General features: G+C 42.0%; 24 protein-coding genes. 19 read left to right on the forward strand and 5 right to left on the reverse strand.

Features of this window, described 5'->3' with window-relative positions; translation table 11 throughout:
• Positions 1-9 precede the first annotated feature (9 nt).
• From pstB (IGI69_RS06430) to IGI69_RS06455, 6 genes are all read left to right on the forward strand, one after another.
• On the forward strand, positions 10-816 hold the full coding sequence (pstB, locus tag IGI69_RS06430) for a phosphate ABC transporter ATP-binding protein PstB (RefSeq protein WP_005225783.1): 807 nt from the start codon (positions 10-12) through the stop codon (positions 814-816).
• 31 nt (positions 817-847) lie between these two features.
• Positions 848-1,606: a phosphate ABC transporter ATP-binding protein PstB gene (gene pstB / locus IGI69_RS06435; protein ID WP_005225784.1), complete on the forward strand. Its 759-nt coding sequence runs from the start codon at positions 848-850 to the stop codon at positions 1,604-1,606.
• Between the two features lie 11 nt (positions 1,607-1,617).
• The gene (gene phoU / locus IGI69_RS06440; RefSeq protein WP_010748004.1) at positions 1,618-2,295 is read left to right on the forward strand and encodes a phosphate signaling complex protein PhoU; all 678 of its coding nucleotides are present in this window, start codon (positions 1,618-1,620) and stop codon (positions 2,293-2,295) included.
• Positions 2,296-2,823: 528 nt separating this feature from the next.
• A complete protein-coding gene (liaX, locus tag IGI69_RS06445; RefSeq protein WP_074931614.1) occupies positions 2,824-4,386 on the forward strand; it encodes a daptomycin-sensing surface protein LiaX in 1,563 nt (520 codons plus the stop codon).
• 49 nt (positions 4,387-4,435) lie between these two features.
• Complete coding sequence (locus IGI69_RS06450) at positions 4,436-4,744, forward strand: PspC domain-containing protein (protein ID WP_005225787.1); 309 nt, start codon at positions 4,436-4,438, stop codon at positions 4,742-4,744.
• Positions 4,744-5,103, forward strand: coding sequence for a phage holin family protein (locus IGI69_RS06455; protein WP_005225788.1), 360 nt, complete (start codon positions 4,744-4,746; stop codon positions 5,101-5,103). The genes IGI69_RS06450 and IGI69_RS06455 overlap by 1 nt, the downstream gene beginning before the upstream one ends.
• A gap of 62 nt (positions 5,104-5,165) precedes the next feature.
• Here IGI69_RS06455 and IGI69_RS06460 read toward each other — a convergent pair whose 3' ends face one another.
• The gene (locus tag IGI69_RS06460) at positions 5,166-6,866 is read right to left on the reverse strand and encodes a M3 family oligoendopeptidase (RefSeq protein WP_086295090.1); all 1,701 of its coding nucleotides are present in this window, start codon (positions 6,864-6,866) and stop codon (positions 5,166-5,168) included.
• Between the two features lie 157 nt (positions 6,867-7,023).
• Between IGI69_RS06460 and hprK the strand changes: the two genes are divergently transcribed.
• The 6 genes from hprK (at position 7,024) to IGI69_RS06490 (ending at position 12,124) form a co-directional block, all read left to right on the forward strand.
• Entirely contained in the window at positions 7,024-7,959 is a 936-nt protein-coding gene (hprK, locus tag IGI69_RS06465; RefSeq protein ID WP_005235388.1) for an HPr(Ser) kinase/phosphatase, read from the forward strand.
• Between the two features lie 14 nt (positions 7,960-7,973).
• The gene (lgt, locus tag IGI69_RS06470) at positions 7,974-8,804 is read left to right on the forward strand and encodes a prolipoprotein diacylglyceryl transferase (RefSeq protein WP_010748008.1); all 831 of its coding nucleotides are present in this window, start codon (positions 7,974-7,976) and stop codon (positions 8,802-8,804) included.
• A 75-nt stretch (positions 8,805-8,879) separates the two neighbouring features.
• Positions 8,880-9,908: an NAD(P)H-dependent glycerol-3-phosphate dehydrogenase gene (locus tag IGI69_RS06475; protein WP_086295092.1), complete on the forward strand. Its 1,029-nt coding sequence runs from the start codon at positions 8,880-8,882 to the stop codon at positions 9,906-9,908.
• Positions 9,909-9,925: 17 nt separating this feature from the next.
• On the forward strand, positions 9,926-10,843 hold the full coding sequence (gene galU, locus IGI69_RS06480) for a UTP--glucose-1-phosphate uridylyltransferase GalU (RefSeq protein ID WP_005225793.1): 918 nt from the start codon (positions 9,926-9,928) through the stop codon (positions 10,841-10,843).
• A 160-nt stretch (positions 10,844-11,003) separates the two neighbouring features.
• The gene (locus IGI69_RS06485) at positions 11,004-11,429 is read left to right on the forward strand and encodes a DUF948 domain-containing protein (protein WP_005235398.1); all 426 of its coding nucleotides are present in this window, start codon (positions 11,004-11,006) and stop codon (positions 11,427-11,429) included.
• A 14-nt stretch (positions 11,430-11,443) separates the two neighbouring features.
• Entirely contained in the window at positions 11,444-12,124 is a 681-nt protein-coding gene (locus IGI69_RS06490) for a YtxH domain-containing protein (protein ID WP_086295094.1), read from the forward strand.
• 83 nt (positions 12,125-12,207) lie between these two features.
• Here IGI69_RS06490 and IGI69_RS06495 read toward each other — a convergent pair whose 3' ends face one another.
• Together IGI69_RS06495 and IGI69_RS06500 are read right to left on the reverse strand one after the other, a co-directional pair.
• Positions 12,208-13,086, reverse strand: a complete 879-nt coding sequence (locus IGI69_RS06495) for an NAD-dependent epimerase/dehydratase family protein (RefSeq protein WP_086295096.1) — start codon at positions 13,084-13,086, stop codon at positions 12,208-12,210.
• Between the two features lie 54 nt (positions 13,087-13,140).
• Positions 13,141-14,241, reverse strand: a complete 1,101-nt coding sequence (locus tag IGI69_RS06500) for a M24 family metallopeptidase (protein WP_438740119.1) — start codon at positions 14,239-14,241, stop codon at positions 13,141-13,143.
• Positions 14,242-14,435: 194 nt separating this feature from the next.
• On the opposite strand from IGI69_RS06500, the gene ccpA reads away from it, so the two are divergent.
• Positions 14,436-15,434 (forward strand): catabolite control protein A, encoded by a 999-nt coding sequence (gene ccpA / locus IGI69_RS06505; protein WP_008378470.1) that lies wholly within the window; start codon positions 14,436-14,438, stop codon positions 15,432-15,434.
• 143 nt (positions 15,435-15,577) lie between these two features.
• Here the strand turns inward: ccpA and IGI69_RS06510 are convergent, their stop codons facing one another.
• Positions 15,578-18,022, reverse strand: a complete 2,445-nt coding sequence (locus IGI69_RS06510; RefSeq protein WP_151195322.1) for a transglycosylase domain-containing protein — start codon at positions 18,020-18,022, stop codon at positions 15,578-15,580.
• Between the two features lie 262 nt (positions 18,023-18,284).
• Between IGI69_RS06510 and tyrS the strand changes: the two genes are divergently transcribed.
• From tyrS to IGI69_RS06530, 4 genes are all read left to right on the forward strand, one after another.
• Positions 18,285-19,547, forward strand: a complete 1,263-nt coding sequence (gene tyrS, locus IGI69_RS06515; protein WP_005225800.1) for a tyrosine--tRNA ligase — start codon at positions 18,285-18,287, stop codon at positions 19,545-19,547.
• A 69-nt stretch (positions 19,548-19,616) separates the two neighbouring features.
• Positions 19,617-20,528 carry an AEC family transporter gene (locus tag IGI69_RS06520; protein ID WP_005225801.1) on the forward strand — a complete coding sequence of 304 codons (912 nt, stop codon included), beginning with the start codon at positions 19,617-19,619 and terminating at the stop codon, positions 20,526-20,528.
• A gap of 88 nt (positions 20,529-20,616) precedes the next feature.
• Entirely contained in the window at positions 20,617-21,510 is an 894-nt protein-coding gene (locus IGI69_RS06525) for a deoxyribonuclease IV (protein ID WP_438740122.1), read from the forward strand.
• Positions 21,511-21,555: 45 nt separating this feature from the next.
• Positions 21,556-21,942 carry a cytidine deaminase family protein gene (locus tag IGI69_RS06530; protein WP_034858030.1) on the forward strand — a complete coding sequence of 129 codons (387 nt, stop codon included), beginning with the start codon at positions 21,556-21,558 and terminating at the stop codon, positions 21,940-21,942.
• A 134-nt stretch (positions 21,943-22,076) separates the two neighbouring features.
• Here IGI69_RS06530 and IGI69_RS06535 read toward each other — a convergent pair whose 3' ends face one another.
• On the reverse strand, positions 22,077-22,694 hold the full coding sequence (locus IGI69_RS06535; protein ID WP_005225804.1) for an FMN-dependent NADH-azoreductase: 618 nt from the start codon (positions 22,692-22,694) through the stop codon (positions 22,077-22,079).
• 162 nt (positions 22,695-22,856) lie between these two features.
• Between IGI69_RS06535 and IGI69_RS06540 the strand changes: the two genes are divergently transcribed.
• Positions 22,857-23,552, forward strand: a complete 696-nt coding sequence (locus IGI69_RS06540) for a response regulator transcription factor (protein ID WP_438740125.1) — start codon at positions 22,857-22,859, stop codon at positions 23,550-23,552.
• Positions 23,549-24,496, forward strand: coding sequence for a sensor histidine kinase (locus IGI69_RS06545; RefSeq protein ID WP_060792808.1), 948 nt, complete (start codon positions 23,549-23,551; stop codon positions 24,494-24,496). Before IGI69_RS06540 ends, IGI69_RS06545 begins: the two co-directional genes overlap by 4 nt.
• Positions 24,497-24,574: the final 78 nt, after the last annotated feature.

Consider the following 24,574-nt stretch of genomic DNA (forward strand, 5'->3'; position numbering starts at 1 on the left):
AATGACAGTATGAACGATTACAATTGGGACGATCGAAATATCATTACCTTCGATAAACCAGAAGATGTGGCGCTTTATACCACTGACTTGCATGTATGGTATGGATCAAATGAAGCCATCAAAGGCATTGATCTACAATTTGAAAAAAATAAAATCACCGCATTGATCGGACCTTCCGGTTGCGGTAAATCAACGTATCTGCGTTCTTTGAATCGAATGAATGATGGGATCGCAAACACGAGAGTCACAGGAAACATCATGTATAAAGGAGTCGACGTCAATACAAAAGAAGTCGATGTCTTCGAAATGCGCAAGCGTATCGGCATGGTTTTCCAACGACCAAACCCTTTCAGTAAATCGATCTATGACAATATCGCCTTTGCTTTGCGACGTCATGGAGAAAGAAACAAAAAGAAATTGGATGAAGCAGTCGAAACCAGCTTGAAACAAGCCGCACTTTGGGATCAAGTAAAGGACAGCTTAGACAAAAGTGCTTTGGCATTGTCCGGTGGACAGCAGCAACGTCTGTGTATCGCTCGAGCAATTGCGATGAAACCAGATATTTTGCTTCTAGATGAACCAGCTAGTGCCCTTGATCCAATCTCAACAGGGACAGTGGAAGAAACTCTTATCAACTTGAAAAACGACTATTCAATCATCATCGTGACCCATAATATGCAGCAAGCTGCTCGGATCAGCGATTATACTGCCTTTTTCTACTTAGGAAATGCGATCGAGTACGATGAGACCCGTAAGATATTTACTCGTCCAAAAATTAAAGCAACAGAAGATTACGTATCCGGTCATTTTGGCTGAGCCGATTCGATCAGTAAACGGAGGCAAAACAATGGCAGAAGAAATTATTACATCGAAAGATCTGCATTTATACTATGGAAAAAAAGAAGCATTGAAAGGAATCGACCTTTCCATCAAAAAAGGCGAGATCACGGCAATGATCGGACCTTCAGGTTGTGGGAAATCGACCTACTTGCGTTCTCTTAATCGAATGAATGATTTGATCCCTGGTGTGACAATTACAGGAAGTGTTGTCTATAAAGGGAAAGACATTTATAGTCCAAAGCAAGACATCGTTGATTTGCGCAAAGAAATCGGGATGGTTTTTCAACAACCGAATCCTTTTCCCTTTTCAATTTACGAAAATGTGATTTATGGGTTAAAATTAAAAGGAGTCACGGACAAGGAGATTCTTGATAAGACGGTAGAAGAAAGCCTGAAAGCAGCTTCTGTCTGGGAAGATGTCAAAGACAAACTTCACCAAAGTGCGCTTTCTTTATCAGGTGGACAACAGCAGCGGGTTTGTATCGCTCGGGTATTGGCTGTCGATCCAGAAATCATTTTGCTGGATGAACCAACCAGTGCGTTAGACCCCATTTCATCAGGGAAAATCGAGAATACCCTTCTAGCGCTGAAAGAACGCTACACCATGATCATCGTGACTCACAACATGTCACAAGCTTCAAGAATCTCAGATAAAACCGCGTTCTTTTTGGACGGCAACTTGATCGAGTTCAATGACACGAAAAAAGTGTTCCTAAGTCCAAGCAAAAAAGAAACAGAAGATTATATCTCAGGAAGATTTGGTTAGGAGGAAAAGGGATGTTGCGTACACAATTTGAAGAAGAGTTATTAAATTTACACAATCAATTTTATGAAATGGGGATGCTAGTCAGCAGTGCCATTCATAAATCTGTGCGAGCATATGTCAGACATGACAAAGAAATTGCGCAGGAAGTAATTGAAAATGATTTGGCGATCAACAATATGGAGGTTCGTTTAGAAAAAAAGAGCTTTGAGATGATTGCTTTGCAACAACCAGTAACGACCGATCTACGAATGATCATTACCGTTATGAAAGCCAGCTCTGACTTGGAGCGGATGGGGGACCATGCGGTATCCATCGCGAAGTCAACGATACGGGTCAAAGGCGAAACGCGGATCGCCGAAATCGAAAAAGAAATCTCAGATATGTCGGATTACGTCAAAAAAATGGTTGATAATGTTTTAGTGGCGTATGTAAAGACCGACCAAGAAGATGCCCGTATGATCGCTCAAATGGACGATCGGGTCAATGAATATTACAAAGACATTTATTACAAAACGATCGAGAGTATGAAAGAAAATCCAGAAACAGTTGTCAGTGGGACCGATTATTTATCCGTTGCTCAATACTTGGAACGAATCGGTGACTACGTAACGAATATTTGTGAATGGATCGTGTATCTTGCTACTGGGAAAATCAGTGAATTGAATACAAACCGTACGGAAATGATTTAAGAAACCAGCTTGGGTTCTTGATCACATATCTCTTTTAAAAGAGATGGGACGGACCGTCGAAAGAAGTTGTCCTTTAAGGAGTAACTTCTCTCGGCGGTCTTTTTGATTTGGAAGAATCGCTTCAATCGATGACGTGAACAGGATAGGCAAATTAGAAAATGGCTCCACCATAAAGATGGCCAATGGAAATCGATTCTATCGTCCCTGAAATTTACTAGTTGAGCCGTCTATGCTTTTCGTCGCCGACCTGCAGTGAAAGGAGCAATCGCTCATTTGCTCTAGCAGGCCTATTCCTCAAGGCTGCTACTAGCTGAAACTTTTGTTTCTATTGGTTTTTCGTGGTACTGTTAATAATAGGAAGATCGTTTTGAGCCTAGTGTAATGAAGAAAAAGTGTCGGTTTTGCTTGCCAATCTGCAGATTGAGAAAAACTTGGTACTTAAGACCTATGACACTTTTGCAAAAACAAGGCATAATAGGTTCGTAAGCTAAACTTGCAATCACACATTTGCTGAAGGAGGCAATTTCCATGAACGAAAGAGAACGTATATTGGATCTAGTAAAAAAAGGTGTGCTTTCTACAGAAGAAGCCTTAGATTTATTAGAAGGTATGGCAAAAGCCAAAGACGAAAAACAAATTAACAAAGCTGCTGCTGAGGTAACCGCGGATAAGAATGCGACAAGCCCTTTTGATGATACTGAAAACGACGATGAGATGTTCACGTTTGACGGCGAAGAAAAACTTCGTCAAAACGAAGCGCAAGACAAAGAAAATCTTGAAAAGATTCTCGATGGTTTAGCAACGGAAGCCAACCAAGCATCTGCTGAGTTGGACGAAATCAATGCTGAAATTCTTGGCGTCAAAGAAGAATTAAAAGAAGCACAAGAAACACTGATGCAATTGAACACCAAAGAAGAGTTGGATCAATTGTCAGAAGATGAATTGGCTACGCGTCACGAAACAGAAGCGACCATTACTGCCTTGGAAGAAACCTTAGATGGTTTATCTGAAGAAAAAGCAGAATTGGAAGCAAAATTAAAAAATATTCGCAAAGACCAATGGTCTCAAACAAAAGAAAAAATTTCTCAAAAATTAGATATTCCAGAGGATTGGAAAGAGCAAGCGACTGACACCTTCAACCAAGTAAGTGAAAAAATGGTCGATGCCAGCACACACTTCGGACACTTCTTGAAGAAAACGGTTCGGGCAGTGACAGAGTCAGTCAATGACAACATGGAATGGAAAGACATCAACTTGAAAGTTCCTGGTGTTGCAGCGACAAAATTTGAGCACACATTCAGCTATGATGAAACGGCAGCGACATTGATCGATGTGAAATTGGCAAACGGCAATGTTTCCTTCCAATTATGGGATGAACCAGGTGTCAAAGTAGATGCCAAAATCAAACTATATGGTAAAATGGATGCGGCGGAGCCTTTCGATGCTTTTGAAGCAAGAAGCCAAATCAATGTCGATGATGAACGCATCTCTTTCCAAATTCCCAACAAACGCATTCGTGCCGATCTCGTTTTCTACTTGCCAAAACGGACCTATGATCATGTGGCAGTGAAATTGTTGAACGGCAATGTTACATTCAATGAATTGGATGCGAAAGATGTCTATACAAAATCAACAAACGGCAATATCGATTTCCGCAAAGTAAACGCATCGATGTTAGAGATTGAAGGCGTGAATGGAACGATCACTGTTCAAGAGGGTGAGATTTTAGATGCCATTATCGAAACGGTGAACGGCGACGTTACGTTGACAGCAACGCCACAAAATACCGGCATTTCTTTAGTTAACGGCAATATCCGTGTGACCTACAAAGAAGAAACGGTCCAAAAATTAAACGCCAGCTCTGTAAATGGGAATGTCAAAGTAGCATTACCGACAGGAATCGGTTTTGAAGGGATCGCAAAAACAAGTTTAGGTAGCATCAACAATCGTTTAAGCGAGATGGAAGTTGTGCGTGAGAAAAAAGAACGCCTAAACCAACTATTGCAATTCCGTCGGGTTGCCGATAAAGTCGCTCAAATCGATCTATCCACAACAACAGGAAATGTCTTTATCAAAGATACAGACAAATAAGAATCGCTGGGTTTACACTCATTAAAGAAAAGAAGGAAGGTGTAGATAAATGAACAAAAAATTAACAAAATCAGCCAATAACGTTGTCATTACAGGTACTCTAGGGGGTCTGGCAGAATACTTGCGAATCGATCCAACCATCGTTCGCGTGATCTATGTCTTTCTATCTTTAGTGACTGCTGGGTTCCCTGGAATCACTTTATATATCATCATGGCGGTCTTGATTCCTTCAGGACGCAAGAGCACCTCAGGATATGGTCACGACAATCACTACTACAAACAAAACAAATACAATGAAGCAAATCGTCCCCGTAAAGAAGCGGAAAAGGTGGAGGATGAGGACTGGAGTGACTTCTAGTGTCTTATTTTCAACGGCTTATCATGAATACACTGACGTTTGTCACATTGGCGGTTCTATTACCAAATATGATCCACGTTCAAAGCATTATGACTGCAGTGATCGCCAGTTTCGTACTGTCGATCCTGAATGCTTTGATTAAACCAATTTTGATCGTCATTTCATTTCCATTGACTTTACTGACGCTTGGGTTTTTCACCTTTGTGATCAATGCGCTCATGCTGAATTTGACTTCATATTTTGTTGGGTCAGCCAACTTCGGCTTTTCCTCGTTTGGGGCTGCTTTATTAGTGGCACTGATCATGTCAGTGATCAATATGATCGTGACCGAACACCATATCGAAAAATATTCACGTTAAAAAGACGTTTCACGTTTTCTCCCACTAGCTATCAAGCTAGTGGAGAAACGGAAACGTCTTTTTTAGTTTAACTGTTCTTCTTTGATAGCAGCAAGGTACGTATCTACTGCCTGTAACGTCTCATCAAGCGCCCCTTTTTCAAAAGGTGAACGCAAATGAGCAAGAGACAGGATCTCAAGGAATGTTTTCGTGCCGCCGACTTCGCAGATGGCCAAATAATCTTGCCAAGCGGTTTCGTCTTTTGCCACGATGAATCGATACCAAAATTGGAACGCACACACTTGCGCCAATGTATAATCGATATAATAGAAAGGTGATTCAAAAATATGCCCTTGTCTAAACCAATACAAGCCACGATCAAGGTCTGGATATTCTGAATAATCCCGTTCTGGGCAATATTGGCGCTCTAATTCCCGCCAACGGGCTTTGCGCTGTGCTGGTGACCATTCGGGATGCTCATAAACATCTTGTTGGAAGTGATCCACTAAAACGCCATAAGGCAGAAATTGCAGGCTACTAGCAAGATGCGCAAATTTGTATTTTTCTGTTTCTTCTTCAAAAAAAGCATCCATCCATGGCCAGGCGATAAACTCCATCGACATTGAATGGATCTCGCAAGACTCATAATTGGGAAAGAGAATTTCCGGTTCTTTGATCCAACGAGAGCGAAAGGCTTGAAACGCGTGGCCAGCTTCGTGGGTCAAAACATCGACATCGCCAGAAGTGCCGTTAAAGTTGGCAAAGATAAATGGCGATTGATAGTCTTGGATAAACGTACAATAGCCGCCAGATTGTTTGCCTTTTTTGCTTAGTAGATCAAGTAGGTCATGCTCGACCATAAAATCAAAAAATTCGCCAGTTTCAGGGGATAGTTCCTGATACATCACACGGGCTTTTTCTACTAGTTCTTCAGGAGTTCCTTTAGGCTCTGCGTTACCACTAGGATAAACAAGCGGCAGGTCGGTAAAGGTTGCCTGAGTTAATTGATTACGCTGCGCCTGTCTTTGGTACAGTTTTTGGGTAATTGGGACGACTTTTTCTAAAATTTCCCGACGATAGGTCTCGATCATTGAACGATCATAGTCCCAACGATTCATTTGGGTATCCGCAAAGGCAACATAATTTTCAAAGCCGAGCTTGTGGGCGATCTCGGTACGAACCTTGACCATCTCGTCATAAATTTGATCAAAACGGTCTTCATTTTCCGTGAAGAAAGCCGTTTGTTTTTCAAACGCTTCTTTTCGAACACCGCGATCTTTGTTTTCGGTAAATGGTCGCAGTTGTGCGAGGGTATAGGTTTCTCCTTGGAAGTCGATTTGGGCAGAAGCGACCAATTTGCTGTAATCGGAAGCCAATTGGTTTTCTTTTTGAAATAATTCGATCAAGGCCTTATCAAAAAGCTTCACACGGCTTTCGGCAAATAAAAAAAGTGTTTCTGGATATTCGGCTTTTAATTCATCTAAGACAGGTGAAGCCAGGAGCGCTTGATAGAATTGAAAATCCAGAGCTTCAAAATGAGGCTGGTATTCATTCCAAAAGGTGTCTTCTGCTTCATAAAAGGCATCGTTGGTATCGATCGAATAGCGGATCGAAGCCAAGTTCATTGCGGTATCGATCGTTCCTCTTAGTTCGTTCAAAGCATCAAGGGCTTGCTTCGCCTCCGAGAAGGTATTGGCTGACTGAAGGTTTGCTAATGCTTTTTTGAATGTTTCTTGATAAACTGGAAAATCAGGGCGTTGATACTTGTATGCTGAAAATTTCATTAAAAATCCCTCCTTAGTAAAATAATAACACAAACGAAAAAGAATGAGGACTTCTATTGGCGAAGGTAGTAACTTTACTGATAGAATGATAAAATAGAACCAGAGTGTCGTTTACAAGAAGCAACGGCAAGAATCATTGAGAAAAGAGGGAAAACCTATGGCAGAAACCGTCAAAGTCAGCGAGCTGGCGGAGGCTTTAAATTTAGAGATAGTGGAAGGAACTGAAAACAGTTTAGAAAGAGAAATCATTACCGGCGATATTTCCCGACCTGGTTTGGAATTGACGGGTTATTTTAATTACTATTCCCATGATCGTCTGCAATTATTCGGCAGCAAAGAGATCACCTTTGCGGAACGAATGATGCCAGAAGAACGCTTGATGGTGATGCGCAAAATGTGTGCCGATGATACACCGGGATTTATTGTTTCTCGCGGCTTGGAAGTACCAGCAGAAATGATTCAAGCCTGCAAAGAACACGAGATTACGATTCTACGTTCGCCCATCTCAACGTCACGTCTGCAAGGAGAGCTTTCTAGTTTTCTCGATGGGCGTTTAGCAACAAGAACCAGTGTCCATGGAGTATTAGTGGATGTCTATGGTTTGGGCGTTTTGATCCAAGGCGATAGTGGAATTGGTAAAAGCGAAACAGCCTTAGAGTTGATCAAACGTGGGCATCGGTTGATCGCTGACGACCGTGTGGATGTGTATAAGCAAGATGAATTGACTTTGGTAGGGGAACCGCCGAAAATCTTGCAGCACTTGATCGAGATCCGCGGGATCGGGATCATCGATGTCATGAATCTTTTTGGTGCCAGTGCCGTACGCGGATATATGCAGGTTCAAGTAGCAGTGTATTTAGAAGCTTGGGCGAAAGACAAAAAGTATGACCGACTAGGAACCGATGATACGACGGTTGAAATTGGTGGCGTCGATGTACCACAAATCAAGATCCCCGTAAAAACTGGACGAAATGTTGCGATCATTATCGAAGTCGCTGCCATGAATTTCCGAGCGAAAACGATGGGCTACGATGCAACGAAGACCTTTGAAAATCGATTGACGCAATTGATCGAAGAAAATTCTGGAAACTAGAGAGGATAAGATAGATGTTAGGTTTAGTAAATCGAGTCGCATTTGAACTATTTGGTTTGCCGATTTATTGGTATGCGATCATTATCGTATCAGGCGTGATCATTGCTATGTGGTTAAGCACGAGAGAGGCGGTTCGTGTCGGGCTCAAGCCAGATGATGTGACTGATTTTATGTTGATTGGATTGCCAGTAGCGATCATTGGTGCGCGGCTTTATTATATTCTGTTTGACTTGCAATACTACATTGATGACCCAAGTCAAATTTTCAATATTCGCTCTGGTGGGATCGCGATCTACGGCGCACTGATCGCCGGGGGGATCTGGCTATACTTTTTCTGCCAACGAAATTTTATTTCTCCCTGGACCTTCTTAGACATCGCCGCACCAAGTGTCTTATTGGCACAAGGCATCGGACGTTGGGGCAACTTTATGAACCATGAAGCATTTGGCGCTGAAGTCAGCCGCTCCTTCTTAGAAAGTTTGTATATACCGAAATTTATTATCGATAATATGTATATTGATGAAGCGTATCGGCAACCGACCTTTCTTTATGAATCGGTTTGGAACGTGATTGGATTTATCGTTTTGATCTTCTTGCGTAAGAAAACTGGGTTATTAAAAGAAGGCGAAGTCTTCTTGAGCTACTTGATTTGGTATGGATTCGGGCGCTTCTTTATTGAAGGAATGCGTACCGATAGTTTATACTTATTTGGTGGAATCCGTGTGTCACAGGCACTTTCCGCTTTATTGTTCTTCGGAGCGATCGCTTTAATGATCTGGCGCAGGAAAAAACAAGCGTTAAAGGATTACAACCGCAGCTTTGGTAAGAACCAAGCGATTATCTAAACAGTTATTTTATCGAAATTATGGTAAAATGATGAAGTGCATGAATTTGCGAAAAGGATAGAGGAGGTTTCCATAGTGAAACAGAAAATCGCCGTCTTAGGTCCCGGATCATGGGGGACTGCTTTGGCACAAGTCTTGTCTGAAAATGGACATGAAGTGACTATTTGGGGGAACAATCCCGCCCAAATCGATGAAATCAATACGTATCATACGAATCGGCATTATTTGCCAGATTTAAAATTACCTGAAAATATCTTAGGCTGTAAAGATTTAGAAGAGGCGATCCAAGATGCCGATGCCGTTTTGTTTGTCGTACCAACCAAAGCGATTCGTGCCGTGGCACAAGAATTCACTAAGAAAACAACTGGCAAGCCAGTCATTATCCATGCCTCAAAAGGGTTAGAACAAGGCAGTCATAAACGAATCTCAGAAGTACTTGCCGAAGAGATCCCAGCTGATAAACGGCAAGAAATCGTTGTCTTGTCAGGACCATCTCATGCGGAAGAAGTCGCTGTCCATGATATCACCACGATTACGGCAGCTTCAGAAAATGAAGCGGCTGCTAAGTATGTACAAGAGCTATTTATGAATGATTACTTTAGAATCTACACGAATAACGATGTGATCGGTGTCGAAACTGGCGCCGCTTTGAAAAACATCATCGCCATTGGTGCCGGTGCTATCGCAGGACTTGGCTTTGGGGATGATGCGAAGGCAGCGATCATGACCCGTGGGTTAGCAGAAATCAGTCGTCTTGGTGTGGCAATGGGTGCCAATCCTTTAACCTTTATCGGATTGAGTGGGGTTGGCGATTTGATCGTCACTTGTACCAGTGTCCATTCACGGAATTGGCGTGCAGGAAACCTATTAGGAAAAGGCCATAGCTTAGATGAAGTATTAGACAATATGGGGATGATCGTTGAAGGAGTTTCAACCACAAAAGCTGCCCGCGAATTAGCAGAAGCTTTGTCGGTGGAAATGCCAATCACAGAAACGATTTATTCGGTCTTGTATGAAGGCAAAGACATCAAGCAAGCAGCGAAAGATATTATGCTGCGAGACGGCAAAGAAGAAAACGAATTTTCGGTAGATCAATCATTATGATTAAAGGAGCGAGTCACATGAATGTTAAAAAAGCAGTTATCCCAGCAGCTGGTCTAGGTACCCGATTTTTACCAGCTACAAAGGCAATGGCAAAAGAAATGTTGCCGATCGTTGACAAACCAACGATCCAGTTTATCGTGGAAGAAGCTTTACAATCAGGGATCGAAGATATTTTGATCGTCACAGGGAAAGCAAAGCGTCCGATCGAAGACCATTTCGATGCCAATTTAGAATTAGAGATGAATCTAAAAGAAAAAGGCAAAACGGAGCTTTTGAAATTAGTGGAAGAAACAACTGACGTAAATCTTCACTTCATTCGCCAATCTCATCCGAAAGGATTAGGCCATGCCGTATTACAGGCTCGGGCATTTGTCGGAAATGAACCGTTCGTAGTTATGCTAGGTGATGACTTGATGGAAGATCAAGTACCGTTGACCAAACAGCTGATCGATAATTATGAAAAAACGCATGCATCAACGATCGCTGTCATGGATGTTCCTCATGAAGATACATCAAAATACGGGATCATTGATCCTGGTATGGAAGTTGAAAAAGGCTTGTTCAATGTCAAAAACTTTGTTGAAAAACCAGCGCCAGAAAATGCGCCAAGTGATTTAGCAATTATTGGCCGCTACTTGCTGACCCCTGAAATTTTTGATATTTTAGCCAATCAAGAACCAGGTGCTGGTGGCGAGATCCAATTGACGGATGCCATCGACACATTAAATAAAACCCAACGCGTGTTTGCTCATCAATTTACCGGCAAGCGTTACGATGTTGGAGACAAATTCGGTTTCTTAAAAACAAGTATCGAGTATGGTCTAGTGCACCCTGAAGTCAAAGACAGCTTGAAAGAGTATTTGATCGAGTTAGGAAAAGAACTAGCTCCGGCTCAAAAAGAAGTCAAAGAAGCACCGAAAGCGTCAAAAAAATAACAAAAACTCCTAAACAAGGCGATTTCTGATGAAATTGCTTTGTTTTTTTATTATTTCCTGTTGAAAGCGGATAATTTTCTTAAAAATGCAGTCTTTTATTTGTAGAAAGTGCAGTGAAATGCTATTCTTAATATAAGTAAATGGGGAAAGGAGCCATTCTATGTCAGGAGGAGAACTAGCTGCATTGATTGCTGCGATCGCATTTGTCGTATTGGTCATTTTCGTCGTTCGTTTGTTGATGCAAGTCAGCAAGACAATGACCAAAGTAGACAAAACGGTCGAAGAGGCAAATACAACCATCCGTGTCATTACCAAAGACGTTGATATTCTTTCAAAAGAGGTTGAAGGTCTTTTGGTAAAAACGAATGAGCTTTTACAAGATGTGAACGGAAAAGTCGCAACCATCGATCCTTTGTTCACAGCAGTTGCAGATCTAAGTACCAGTGTTTCAGAACTAAATGTTTCTGGAAAAAATTTAATTACGCGCGTGGGTAGTCTTGGCCGGACCACTGCCAAAGCAACGGTAGCTGGAAAAGTCGGTCAAACAGCCATGAAATTTTTCAAAGACAAAAATAACCAAAAATAAAAGGAGGACTTTCAATGAGTAAAAAAGGCGGATTTTTATTAGGAGCAATCATCGGAGGAACAGCGGCAGCAGCAGCAGCACTTTTGTTGGCGCCAGAATCTGGTAAAACATTAAGAAATAAATTAGCAAAACAAGCAGACGATTTATTAGATAAAGCATCTGATTATGGTGATTTAGCCAAAGAAAGAAGTACGGATCTTGTCGATATCGCTAAAGATAAAGCGGCAAAACTAAGCGAGCAAGCATCTGACTTCACCGGTTCTTTAACAGCGAAAGTCGATGACTTAAAAGAAACAGCAGCTGGTTCATCAGAAGAAACCGTTGAAGAGTTAAAGAAACAAGCAGGTGATCTATCAGAACGCTTCAAAAAATCAGCGAACGAGGTCAAAGAATCAGCGAAAGATGCCAAAGTAGACGCTGATGACACGATGCAAGATATCATCATTGATGCAAAATCTTCTGCAGCGGATATGAAACAAACCGTCAAAGAAGGAGCACAAGAAGCAAAACCTGTAGTTGAAGAAGCCAAAAAAGACGGTCAAGCAGCCGCAGCTGATTTGAAAAAAGAAGCTGGAAAAGCAGCAGATGATGCCAAAAAAACAGCGAAAGCAGAAACAAAAGATGCCAAAGCTGACTTAGAAGATGCGAAAGAAGAATTAAAAGATACATTAGAAAAAAACAATCCTGAAGCATAAGTAAGGATACCAAAATTTGATTACTTCAAAAGATAAAAACGTTCGCCAGTTAAATCGGCGAACGTTTTTTGTGATTTTGGTAGTTATTCGTTTGATGCTTGGGTGATTTCCCAATCGCAAAGTTGATAGAGCCAATCCTGCAGGTGACTGAATGGAAAGCCAATTTCCTCAGCGAGACCAACATTGATCGAATAAGCAGGTGTACCATTATAAGGGCCTTGATCGCCTGTTTCTGAAAAGAGCGGGGAAAGACCGGTTTTTTTCGTTACGTATTGCAGCACTTCTTCTAAGGAAACTGTACCTTTTGACGCACCATTGATGGGGCCTGTGAACGAGCTAGTGCCTAGAAACGCTAAAAATTTACCAGCTTCTTGGGCATCCACAAAGCCCATTTGATGCGTTAGATTATCGACAGCCATTGGCTTTTGCTTTATCAGATGGTCAATGTAAAAGGTAAAACGTTTTGTGTAATCATCTGCACCGATCACATAAGGAAAGCGGACAAAAACGGACGGGATCTGACTGTATTTTTGGGTCAGGATCTCTTCCACGGTTCGCTTGCCTTGTGCATAATCGACCTCCTCAGAGCTGACCAGTCTGAAGGGTTCTTTAGCAGGGTCAAAATCCGCTTCAATCAAATCGAAGTGTAATTCATGATACGCAGACATTGAGCTAGTAACGATGTAGCGCTTGGGTGTGACATGACGCAGTAGAATCTCAATGTCGTTAGAAGTATAAGCAATATTGTCGTAAATGACCTCATAGGTTTCTTTTGTCAATGCCGTTTTGATACTTTCTTCGTCCGTACGATCGAAGATGATTCTGTTGACTTGATCGCCAAAGGAATCTTTCGTGTTCCCTCGGGTAGCGATCGTCACGTCCAATCCTTGATCAATTAGTGATTGGACCAAATATTTACCGAAAAAACGTGTGCCGCCTAAAACCAACACTTTTTTACTCATAAGAACACTCCTTTTCATGTAATGCCAACAAGTTGCGCCGTTTCATTAGGAAAATCAAGATAAGATCAATAATTCTTTTGCTGTTTTGGTAAAAGGTACACAGCCATCTGCTGTGACATACACACAGTCTTCAATGCGGACACCGACCTGATCTGGTAAATAAATGCCCGGTTCGATAGAGAAGCACATGCCTTCTTCGATCACTAAATCATTGCCAGTGATCAAAGAGGGGAACTCATGAACCGTGGTCCCGATGCCGTGACCTAGACGATGGTTGAAGTAGTCGCCGTAGCCATAGCCAGTAATCACATCACGAGCGATCTTGTCTAATTCTCCAGCGGTGATCCCAGGTTTGACCGCTGCTTGCGCTGCTAGTTCTGCTTCAAGAACGATGTCATAAATTTTTCTTTGTAATGCAGTCGGTTCTTTATAGGCAACCGTTCTGGTTGCATCACTGCAATATCCTTTCCAAACGACCCCTAGGTCAAACAAGACAAGTTCATTGGCAGTCACTTTGCGATCCCCAGGTACGCCATGAGGACTTGCTGCATTGGCACCAGCTAACACCGTTGTATCGAAGGACATATGGGAAACCCCACGCTTTTTCAACTCGTACTCAATTTCTGCCACGATTGCCATTTCGCTGACGCCTTCTTTGATGGCAGCAAACCCAACCTCAAAAGCAACATCTGCCCAGTTGCCAGCTTCTAGTAAGGTGTCAATCTCAGACGCGGTTTTTGTTAATTGCATTTTTTGAATCACCGGGGTCACATCTAAAGAAAAATCGGTTTTTGGCAAGAACCGTTTCAATGCTTCATAGCGCTCGACGGAAAGGTCATTTTTTTCTAATGCCAAGGAAGAAACCTCGTAACGAGAGGTCAATTCTTGGCAGATTTTCGCCCAAGGGTCTTCACTATCGAGATAACCGATAATGTCAAAGGGCCAGCCGCTATTTTTTGCTTCTTCTACTTCCAGAGCTGGTGTGAAAAGAAAGGGATCTTTTCCAGGTGCGACGAACAAAGCAAGGACCCGTTCATGAGGTTCACTTTTAAAACCGGAAAAATAAGCGATCGTTGCTGGATTAGAAATATAGGTAACATCGGCGCCATTGGTTTTCAACCAGGCATTTAACTCATTGATTTTTTTATCATTCATTTGATAAAACCTTCTTTCAAGTATTCTTTTTCTATTTTATCATGCTTTCGAAGAGAATAGGGGAGGGGAAAGTAGGAAATTGCTAAGTTTTCATGAAAACAAAATTAAAACGGTTGCAAATCCAGAAAAAATTTGCTATCCTAACAAAGAAATGTAAATAAGATTTTCTGAAAATAGAATAAGGGAGATATATCATGGAAAAACAAACAATTACGATTTATGATGTTGCACGGGAAGCGAATGTATCGATGGCAACTGTTTCACGGGTAGTCAACGGAAATCCAAATGTAAAACCAGCAACTCGTAAGAAAGTGCTGGAAGTGATCGACCGCTTGGATTATCGTCCAAACGCAGTTGCTCGAGGGTTAGCAAGTAAAAAGACCACGACTGTTGGTGTCATCATTCCTGATGTCAGCAATATGTTCTTCTCATCACTTGCTCGTGGGATCGATGATGTAGCGACCATGTATAAATACAATATCATCTTAGCCAACTCTGATGGCGATACGATGAAAGAAGTCAACGTTTTGAACAACTTGTTAGCAAAACAAGTGGACGGCGTTATCTTCATGGGTCATCGCATCACGGATGAAATTCGCGGGGAATTCTCTCGCTCAAAAACACCAGTCGTTTTAGCTGGTTCGATCGATCCTGATGAACAAGTAGGAAGTGTCAATATCGATTACACAGCAGCTGCCAAAGATGCTGTTTCATTATTGGCGAAAAACAATCAAAAAATCGCTTTTGTCAGCGGTGCTTTGATCGATCCAATCAATGGCCAAAACCGCTTGAAAGGCTATAAAGAAGCCTTGAAAGAAAACAACCTTGACTATTCTGAAGGGTTGATCTTTGAATCACCATACAGCTTTAAAGAAGGCTTAGCATTAGTTGATCGCATCATCAACAGTGGTGCAACAGCAGCTTATGTTACAGACGATGAGTTAGCGATCGGCGTCTTAGATGGTTTGTTAGACAAAGGCGTTAAAGTTCCTGAGGATTTCGAGATCATCACCAGCAACAACTCATTATTGGCTGAAGCAGCTCGTCCACGCTTATCAAGTGTGACGCAACCATTGTATGATATGGGTGCCGTTGCGATGCGTCTATTAACTAAAATGATGAACAAAGAAGATGTAGAACAAAAAACGATCGTCTTGCCTTACGGTATTTCAGAAAAAAGCTCTACGAAATAAGCAACGATTTGATCAAACGATCAGTGGAACAACGCCTTGTTGTTCCACTTTTTGCTTCAACGATCGTTCGTGTGAGGAGAAAATCTATGGATTTTCTCCTCACACTTTTTTTTGCATAAAAAAACTGATCAGCACAAGGCTGATCAGTCATCATCATTGTTAGTATTTTGTTGATTATTGTCTTGCTGTTCCTCATCGTCATCTTCATCATTTGCCGTAGGTGTAACATTGTTGGATGCGTTATTCGATGATGTATTCGACGAACGATTTGTTGAACGGCTAGAAGATGCTTTTTTCCAATAGTCAGCATAGTTTGCATCTGAACCACCGAGCCCAAATTTGAAATCGACCGTATCTGGTCCGCCAGTTGCCCAATAAGAAGTAACGGTACTACTTGGATTCGTATAGGTTCGATTATCGACTCGCACGGTTCCCCCTGGTTGGGTACCAGTAAACTTGGAAACTTGAGCTTTTTTGACATCACTAGAAAGTTCAAACTTCTGATTTACACCAAAGACTTCTTGGTTTGTTTGATAGATACGATTGATCAAGTAAGCCATGTAATTGGCTGTCCGAGTTCCTGCTGCACTATCGGTCCCTTTATTGTCATCCCGCCCTGACCAGCTGCTGATGGTGATCGATGGGGTGGAAACGACTAGCCAAGAGTCAGACCAATTATTGGTAGACCCAGTTTTACCGACCCAATCGGCATTCCCGAGGTTCCAATCTAATCCGCTGATAACCGATTTAAAGGAACTGGTTTTTTGCTCATCGATAACACTACGCATCATGTCGGTCATGATGGAAGCTGTCGCTTCAGAAAAGACTTGGACCGGTTTGGCTTCATGCTGATAAAGCACTTCGCCTTCATTATCCTTGATTGATTCGATGATGTAGCCTTGCTGATAGACACCGTTATTGGCAAATGTTTGGAAGCCATTTGTTTGATTCAACACTGTGACATCGGTAACCCCTAATGGCGCTGATTCATATGCCCAGCTGTTATCTTCAGGATAGCCCATTTTGCTCAAATAATTTGAATAGGCATAAAAATGATCGCCTTCTTTTTCCCACAGATCTTGGAAAATATTTGTCGCTGCGATATTACTGGAAACTTCCAATGATTCGCGAATCGACATAAAAGTATTGGTTCCACGGTTTGTGGCATTGACGATCGGCTCACCGGCGTTTTCTCCTGTCCTCCATTTTGCGGCATAATCAGAAACCATTGATTCAGAGCCCATCAAGCCACTTTCGATCGCCGGTCCGTAAACCAGCATTGGTTTGATACTTGAACCTGCTTGGCGTTTAGCATCAAAGGCATGGTTGAATTGATTCTCAGCATAGTTACGACCGCCAATAAAGCCTAGTACTTTCCCAGTGGCGTTGTCCATCATGACATTGCCGACTTCGATGGTGGAGTCGCCCCAGTTGTCTAACATATAGCCGTATTTATCGACGGCATCTTGCATTGCATTATAAATATCTTTATCGATCGTTGATGTGACGGTATAGCCACCATTAACCAGTTTTTGCTGCGCCAATTCGAAGTATTTTTGGTAGGTTTCGTCTTTGGCATATTCTTCGTCACTGACATCATCTTCATCTGCCAGCTGTTTGGCAATAATGTCTTTTGCTTCATTTAACACAGTGTAATAAAGGAAGCTTTGATCCGTTTGTTCAATGGCTTCTTGTTTTTTGAAGTCTTGCTTCAAGTCATAATTAAGCGCCTCTTCGTATTCTTCTTTCGTAATATCGTGGTTACGATACATACTGAAGAGCACGAAGTCTTTTCGTTCTAAGCCAGCGGTCAAGTTTTCCTTGATCTCACCCGTATTTGTATAAGGGCTGTAGACGATCGGGCTTTGTGGCAGACCCGCAATAAAGGCTGCTTGCGGTAAAGACAGGTCAGCTGCGTTGACGCCAAAAATTCCTTGCGCCGCTTCTTGCACACCTGCGATATTTTGCCCTTTATTATTTCGACCAAAAGGGGAGATGTTTAAATACATGGTGACGATCTCATCTTTATCGAAAAATTTCTCCACTTCCATGGCTAATAAAATCTCATTGGCTTTGCGTTTAAAGGTCGTTTCACTGGAAAGGATTTGTTGTTTTACCAGCTGCTGGGTCAAAGTGGAACCCCCGCTGCCGCCAAAGCCTGTCGCTTCTGATAATAATGCCCGCACGACTGCTTTTGGTACGACCCCATTATGAATATTAAAATATTCGTCCTCTGTTGCGATGATCGCTTTTTTCAAGTAGTCTGAAATTTGATCGGAATTAACCGACGTTCGCATCAGATCTGAGCGAATCGTTGCGATTTTACTGCCATCAGCGTATGCGAGTTGAGAAGTCTCTGTGATGTCGGTCAATTCTTTTTGTAACTCATCTTTAGAAGGAGCTGCGGTATCTTCCACAAGAAAAGCAAAGTAGCCGGCACCGATCCCTAAGGCTAAAGAACCGCCTAGAACCAGCAAAGAAATAGCAACTAAGAACAAGGCATGTAAAACCCTAAGACTGATGTTGAAATAGAACCAGCCTCTATTTTTGTTTTCTGTATTCTTTTGATTTTTCGTTTTCTGGGACAAAAAGAGTCACCTCAATAAATTAGAATAGATTCCGTGTAATTATAGCAAAAAACAAGGCGCTTGGGTAGCACCCTATCTGTTATCGAAAGAAGTGTGCGAGAAAATGCCAGTTGGTATTTGTATTGAACCAGCGATAATAAGGGAAAACGAACTGATTTGCCTAAAAGTTTCTTTTTTGGTAAAGGACTTTGAGAGAAAGACTTTTCATTGCCCTCTTTTTCAGTTAAGATGAACAATGAAGCAATTATTAGGAGGAGAAAGAATGAGTACAGACTTTTTTGAAGAACTAAAGCAACGCGGATTAGTTCATCAGACCACAGACGAAGCAGCCTTGACCAAACAATTAAATGAAGAGTCTGTGAAACTATATATCGGCTTTGATCCTACCGCAGATAGCCTGCATATTGGTCATTTATTGCCTATTTTGATGTTGCGCCGTTTCCAACAAAACGGACATGTGCCGATCGCATTAGTTGGTGGCGGTACAGGAATGATCGGTGACCCATCCTTTAAAGATCAAGAACGTCAATTAAACACATTGGATACCGTTTTGGAATGGTCACAAAGTATCAAAAGCCAATTATCTCGCTTTATTGATTTTGATGACCAAGAAAATCCTGCCATCATTGCCAATAACTATGAATGGTTAGGGGAATTGAAACTGATCGATTTCTTACGGGACACGGGGAAAAACTTTACCATCAACTACATGATGAGCAAAGAAAGTGTCAAACGTCGGATCGAAACAGGAATTTCCTACACCGAATTTGCATACCAGCTTTTACAAGCCTATGACTTTTTGAACCTTTACGACAACCACGGTTGCTTGTTGCAATTAGGCGGTAGCGATCAATGGGGGAATATCACCTCTGGGATCGAATTATTGCGTCGTGAGCGTGAAGTTCAAGGGTTCGGTTTGACTATGCCATTGATCACAAAAGCAGATGGAACGAAATTTGGGAAAACAGAAGGCAATGCGGTTTGGCTAGATGCCAAGAAAACGACGCCTTACGAGTTCTACCAATTCTGGATCAATACGGATGATCGTGATGCAGTCAAATTCTTGAAATATTTCACCTTCTTATCATTAGAAGAAATCGCTGCGATCGAAGCAGAGTTTAACGCTGCACCAGAATCTCGAGCAGCACAAAAAGCTTTGGCAAAAGAAGTCACTACTTTGGTTCATGGGGCAGAGGCTTATGAACAAGCCTTACGCATCTCAGCAAGTTTATTCAGTGGCAATATCAAAGAATTGAACGCTGAAGAGATCGAACAAGGCTTCAAAGGGGTGCCAAGCCATCAGGTAACAGCAGATGATTCTTTGAACATCGTTGAAGTGTTGACGACTGCTAAAATCGAACCATCAAAACGTCAAGCAAGAGAAGACGTTCAAAATGGTGCCATCTACATCAATGGGGAACGCGTCCAAGACCTAACGTACGAGCTCCAAGCAAGTGATCGGATCGGTGGAAAATACGTCGTGATTCGTCGTGGCAAGAAAAAATATTTCTTATTAACATTTTAATCGCAAAAAGCGAACCGCCTTGTTGGTTCGCTTTTTTCAAATTTTTGTAGAGGAAGGGTTTTTGTTGGAATGGGAAATATAGTGTTGAATGCCGCCGGTTTATTTGCCATGATCTTCTTAGGGTATTTTCTTAAGCGGCTAAATGTCCTTTCAAAAGCGGATGGCTCGATCTTATCCAAAATTATTTTGAATGTGACGTTACCGGCAGCAATCATTTTGAATTTAGCTTCAATGCAAGTACAAGTCAGTGCGCTTAGTTTGATTGTGATCGCGTTGATCATTACGATCGTCCAGATCCTCTTCGCATTTTTCTTGACCAAAAAAGAATCGAACACGCTGCAGCAGTTTGCGATGTACTGCGGTTCAGGCTTTAATATCGGCAATTTTGCGATTCCTTTTGCCCAAAGCTTTTATCCTTTAGGGATTCCGCTGATTTCGCTGTTTGATATGGGGAACAGTATCATGTTGGCAGGGGGAACGACGATTTTCATCGAATTCTTGATTGGAAAGCGGACGACGTTTGAACCAGGGAAAATCTTTTTGAATCTCCTGCGTTCGCCAACGTTTACTATTTATCTAGTGATGCTGATTATCCGCAGTGCGGATTGGAGGATTCCCGAAGCGGCATTGGCGCTTGTCCAACCAATCGGGATCGCAAATACGTTTTTGTCCATGTTTATGATTGGCTTATTTTTGGATTTCCGCTTACCGAAGCATACCACCCAAACAGTGATCAAAATTTTAAGCTTGCGGTACGGACTGGCATTCGTGCTGTTCGCAGCTTTCTATGTTTTACCAATCCCAGTTTTATTAAAGCCAGTTCTTTGTTTGTTAGTGTTTGCTCCAATTCCTTTATTCGGTGTCATTAATTCCGTGATTGCTGGAATGGAGGAAGAAGCGGTGGGGTTCGTTTCTTCCATTAGCTTTTTGATAAGTATGCCGCTAATGACGGGTGTTCTGATGTTATTTGGACTCGCTTGATAAAAAAATACGGCAATGAGCAAAATAATCGCTTTACAAGGCGCTTTTATCGATAATAGAGAAGACTAGATTTAGGAGGAAAAGAAAAATGTTGATTGGTTCACACGTTTCAATGAGCGGCAAAAAAATGCTTTTAGGAGCAGCAGAAGAGGCAGCTAGCTATCAAGCTACTACGTTTATGATCTATACCGGAGCTCCGCAAAACACGCGGCGCAAACCGATCGAAGAGATGCAGATCGCAGCTGGACAAGATTTTATGACGGAAAAAGGAATTTCGAATATCGTCGTCCATGCCCCGTACATCATTAATTTAGGCAATACCATCAAACCAGAAAACTTTGGCTTTGCTGTTTCGTTCTTACAAGAAGAAATCCAACGAGCCCAAGCTTTAGGTGCAACTCAAATCACATTGCACCCCGGTGCCCATGTCGGTGCAGGACCAGAAGCTGGGATCAAGCAGATCATTAAAGGCTTGAACGAGGTCCTTGAAAAAAATCAAACTGCCCAGATCGCATTAGAAACAATGGCAGGTAAAGGCACCGAGATTGGTCGCAGCTTTGAAGAATTGGCAGCAATTATCGATGGTGTCAACTTAAATGAAAAATTATCCGTTACACTAGATACTTGTCACACGAACGATGCTGGCTACAATGTCAAAGAAGACTTTGACGGCGTGTTAAACGAGTTTGACAAAATCATCGGGTTGGATCGCTTGAAGGTCATCCATGTCAATGATTCAAAAAATCCACAGGGCAGCCACAAAGACCGACATGCGAATATTGGTTTTGGCACGATCGGCTTTGAAGCCTTGAATAAGATCGTTCATCATGAGCAATTATCAGCGTTACCGAAAATTTTGGAAACACCCTATGTTGGCGAAGACAAAAAGAATAAAAAAGCCCCTTATGGCTATGAAATCGCGATGCTGCGGGAAAAGACCTTTGATCCTGAGCTATTGACGAAAATCATGGCGGGTGCTTAAACGGTTCATTTAACCATGAGCCAGCTTATTATTGGAGGAAGAAAAATGGACTTTCAGTTGCTGATCGATGCCGCGAAGCAAAAACTGGGATTCAGACAGCTCTCTCAATTTGCAGAAGCAGGGAGTGTCGCGGCAGCTCTGGCTACTGCAGATGGACAGATTTATACAGGGATCTGTATCGATACCAGCTGTTCTATGGGTTTTTGCGCCGAACAGGCTGCGGCTGCGCAAATGATCACCGATGGTCAGCAGCGGGTGTTACAGATGGTTGCAATCAATTCGGCAGGTGAGCCGATCCCACCTTGTGGTCGTTGCCGTGAATTCATCAGCCAGCTGGATCCTGCCAACCATAATACGCAGGTCATGATCGCAGCAGGAAAAATCATGACGCTAGAAGAGCTGTTGCCTGTTGATTGGAAAGCATCAAAATAAAAAGAGTCCCCTTAGACCGCTGTGTTCTAAGGGGCTTCTTTATTTTATCGATCCCATGGACGAGCTACGCTTTTGGATAAAAAACTCCTCAACAAGCAATAGCGCTTTGTTGAGGAGTTGATCGATAGCAATGATTAGAATTTTTTCGCAGCAGCTGCTACGCGTTCTAAACCTTCAGCAATGATTTCTGCTGTTTTAGAAGGATCTGCATTGTGGCCTTCAATGATTACTTCTTCTGTGATGTTCATGCCGAACATACCACCGAAAACTTTTTCCATAAAGGTTACAGCGTTTTCCATTGCGCTCATTTCGCCTGAGTAAACACCACCACGGGCATTCAATAGAACGATTTCTTTGTCTTTCAATAATTGGTTCATTGAACCATCTTCGTTATAAGAAAAAGTAAAGCCAGCTTGGAAGATATAGTCGATGAATGTGTGCAAGGCAGCAGGAATCGTTAAGTTCCACATTGGGAAAGCGAAAACGATGGTATCCGCTGCTGCGAATTTGTTCATCACGTCTTGACGGACAGTCATCAATTCTTGTTCTTCTTGGTTTAATTCTTGTTCTTGTGAAAGTTTGCCAAATGCTTCAAATAACGTTTGACCGATATAAGGCATTGGTTGTGCGTACACATCAAAGGTTACAACGTCCACATTGTTGGTATCAAGATTTTCAACGAACGTATCAAACATTTTTGCAGATACTCCATCAGGACGGTTATTGGCTTTAACAACTAAAATATTTTTCATTTTTTTCCACCTTTACTTTAAGTAAGTTTTAATCACAAAATGTAGTATACTATAAAATAATTTTGCTTACAATAAATAAGTACACTTTTTTTAAAAAAGCTGGAATTTTGCAGTTTTTTTCACACAGATTTGGTAAACTTTAGAGAAAACAGGAGGATTTATATGAAAATATTCGTGGTCGAAGATGACAAATCGTTAGTCAAAATGATGGAAAATCAATTATCCCGCTATGCGTATCAAACCTTTGTTCCAGAAAATTTCGCTGCGGTTTTAGATGAATTCTTGCTGATCCAACCTGATTTGGTTTTGTTGGATGTCAATCTACCTTATTATGATGGGTTTTATTGGTGTCAAAAAATCAGGGAACGTTCGTTGGTTCCAATTCTCTTCATCTCCGCACGTGACGGCAATATGGACCAAGTGATGGCATTAGAATACGGTGCTGATGATTATCTAGTCAAACCTTTTTCTTATGATTTGCTGCTGGCAAAAGTAAAAAGCCACATTCGCAGAGTCTACGGGGATTATTCACAGTCTGATCGGGCGAGAAGTTTGAAAGCCGGCGAATTGATCTACTATCCCGAAGCATTGAAGATGGTCTATCGTGAAGTCAGTGAATGGCTGACTGTTCGAGAAGGAGAATTATTGACCCTGTTAATGTCGGCACACCCAGAGATGGTCAAACGGGAACGGATCTTAAATCTATTATGGGATGATGAGCGCTTCGTTGATGACAATACGCTTTCTGTCAATGTCGGCCGTTTGCTAAAAAAATTGGCGGCAATGGGCATTAATGATCCGATCCAAACGATTCGCGGAAAGGGTTACGCTTTATCAGTGATAGGTACGGAAGAATGAAAGCATATGCAAGTGTTCATTTACCTAAACTACTCGTTACCTTCCTAGCCATTTCATTGTTCGTTTTAGTGATTTGGTTGGATGGCTATCGAAATTACCTCGTAATTGGTTATGGTCTGCTTCTATTCGGGCTGTTCATTGTTCTTGTTTATTTGGTAGATTACCTTTCCAATACTGCGTTTTATCAGTATATCAAGCATGGAAGAGCGACACACCGAAGCAATGGCTACCTTTCCAAGCAATGGCGCAAGCAGTTCGATGCCCATGAACAGCAAGAGCAAGAGCGGCTGACGGAATTAGATCAGCACCATCAAAATCATATTCGTTTCATGAATATCTGGGTTCATCAAATGAAAACACCTGTCTCAGTTTTGGCGCTAATGGCTGAAAGTGAAGAAGTCGATAGCTATGATCTTTTGGCTGAAACAGATCGCTTAAAAAGTGGCTTGGCGACTGCGCTGAATTTTGTGCGCTTGGAAGATTTCACGGAGGACTTCGTTATCGAATCAGCCTCATTGTTGGAATTGTTAAAACACAGTATCGGTGACCAGAAGCGAAATTTTATTCGCAGTGAAGTCTATCCGAAGCTGATGAGTGAAGCAGATATCACGGTGACAACAGACAAAAAATGGCTAGGTATTTTGCTCTTTCAACTCATCAGCAACGCCATCAAGTACTCAAAGCCAGACAGTAAAGTCTATTTTGAGATCGATCCTTTTTCTAGAAGCTTAACGATCGCAGATGAAGGCTGCGGGATTGCAACAGCGGATCTCCCGCGAGTTTTTCGCCCCTTTTATACAGGTCAGAATGGGCGGCAAACAGGAGAGGCAACTGGGATCGGTCTTTATTTAGTTGAAACGATCAGTACACAATTAGATATCGATGTGTCGCTTGCCTCTAAGGAGAATCAAGGCACGACAGTTACCTTAACATTTCGGAGGTGAAGGCTTTCTTACATTTTTGTAAGCTTTCTATCATGAAATCGATAACTGATTGCGGTTCCGCCTGCTAAACTGGTAGCA

Origin of the sequence: Enterococcus sp. DIV1083b, assembly GCF_051713705.1 — a bacterium.
Taxonomy (GTDB): Bacteria; Bacillota; Bacilli; order Lactobacillales; family Enterococcaceae; genus Enterococcus_D; species Enterococcus_D casseliflavus.

What these genes read in the sequence shown, in the direction of transcription:
- pstB (WP_005225783.1), top strand. Translation starts at nt 10, where the DNA reads ATGAACGATTACAATTGGGACGATCGAAATATCATTACCTTCGATAAA.
- pstB (WP_005225784.1), top strand. Translation starts at nt 848, where the DNA reads ATGGCAGAAGAAATTATTACATCGAAAGATCTGCATTTATACTATGGA.
- phoU (WP_010748004.1), top strand. Translation starts at nt 1,618, where the DNA reads ATGTTGCGTACACAATTTGAAGAAGAGTTATTAAATTTACACAATCAA.
- liaX (WP_074931614.1), top strand. Translation starts at nt 2,824, where the DNA reads ATGAACGAAAGAGAACGTATATTGGATCTAGTAAAAAAAGGTGTGCTT.
- IGI69_RS06450 (WP_005225787.1), top strand. Translation starts at nt 4,436, where the DNA reads ATGAACAAAAAATTAACAAAATCAGCCAATAACGTTGTCATTACAGGT.
- IGI69_RS06460 (WP_086295090.1), bottom strand. Translation starts at nt 6,866, where the DNA reads ATGAAATTTTCAGCATACAAGTATCAACGCCCTGATTTTCCAGTTTAT.
- hprK (WP_005235388.1), top strand. Translation starts at nt 7,024, where the DNA reads ATGGCAGAAACCGTCAAAGTCAGCGAGCTGGCGGAGGCTTTAAATTTA.
- lgt (WP_010748008.1), top strand. Translation starts at nt 7,974, where the DNA reads ATGTTAGGTTTAGTAAATCGAGTCGCATTTGAACTATTTGGTTTGCCG.
- galU (WP_005225793.1), top strand. Translation starts at nt 9,926, where the DNA reads ATGAATGTTAAAAAAGCAGTTATCCCAGCAGCTGGTCTAGGTACCCGA.
- IGI69_RS06485 (WP_005235398.1), top strand. Translation starts at nt 11,004, where the DNA reads ATGTCAGGAGGAGAACTAGCTGCATTGATTGCTGCGATCGCATTTGTC.
- IGI69_RS06490 (WP_086295094.1), top strand. Translation starts at nt 11,444, where the DNA reads ATGAGTAAAAAAGGCGGATTTTTATTAGGAGCAATCATCGGAGGAACA.
- IGI69_RS06495 (WP_086295096.1), bottom strand. Translation starts at nt 13,086, where the DNA reads ATGAGTAAAAAAGTGTTGGTTTTAGGCGGCACACGTTTTTTCGGTAAA.
- IGI69_RS06500 (WP_438740119.1), bottom strand. Translation starts at nt 14,241, where the DNA reads ATGAATGATAAAAAAATCAATGAGTTAAATGCCTGGTTGAAAACCAAT.
- ccpA (WP_008378470.1), top strand. Translation starts at nt 14,436, where the DNA reads ATGGAAAAACAAACAATTACGATTTATGATGTTGCACGGGAAGCGAAT.
- tyrS (WP_005225800.1), top strand. Translation starts at nt 18,285, where the DNA reads ATGAGTACAGACTTTTTTGAAGAACTAAAGCAACGCGGATTAGTTCAT.
- IGI69_RS06520 (WP_005225801.1), top strand. Translation starts at nt 19,617, where the DNA reads ATGGGAAATATAGTGTTGAATGCCGCCGGTTTATTTGCCATGATCTTC.
- IGI69_RS06525 (WP_438740122.1), top strand. Translation starts at nt 20,617, where the DNA reads ATGTTGATTGGTTCACACGTTTCAATGAGCGGCAAAAAAATGCTTTTA.
- IGI69_RS06530 (WP_034858030.1), top strand. Translation starts at nt 21,556, where the DNA reads ATGGACTTTCAGTTGCTGATCGATGCCGCGAAGCAAAAACTGGGATTC.
- IGI69_RS06535 (WP_005225804.1), bottom strand. Translation starts at nt 22,694, where the DNA reads ATGAAAAATATTTTAGTTGTTAAAGCCAATAACCGTCCTGATGGAGTA.
- IGI69_RS06540 (WP_438740125.1), top strand. Translation starts at nt 22,857, where the DNA reads ATGAAAATATTCGTGGTCGAAGATGACAAATCGTTAGTCAAAATGATG.
- IGI69_RS06545 (WP_060792808.1), top strand. Translation starts at nt 23,549, where the DNA reads ATGAAAGCATATGCAAGTGTTCATTTACCTAAACTACTCGTTACCTTC.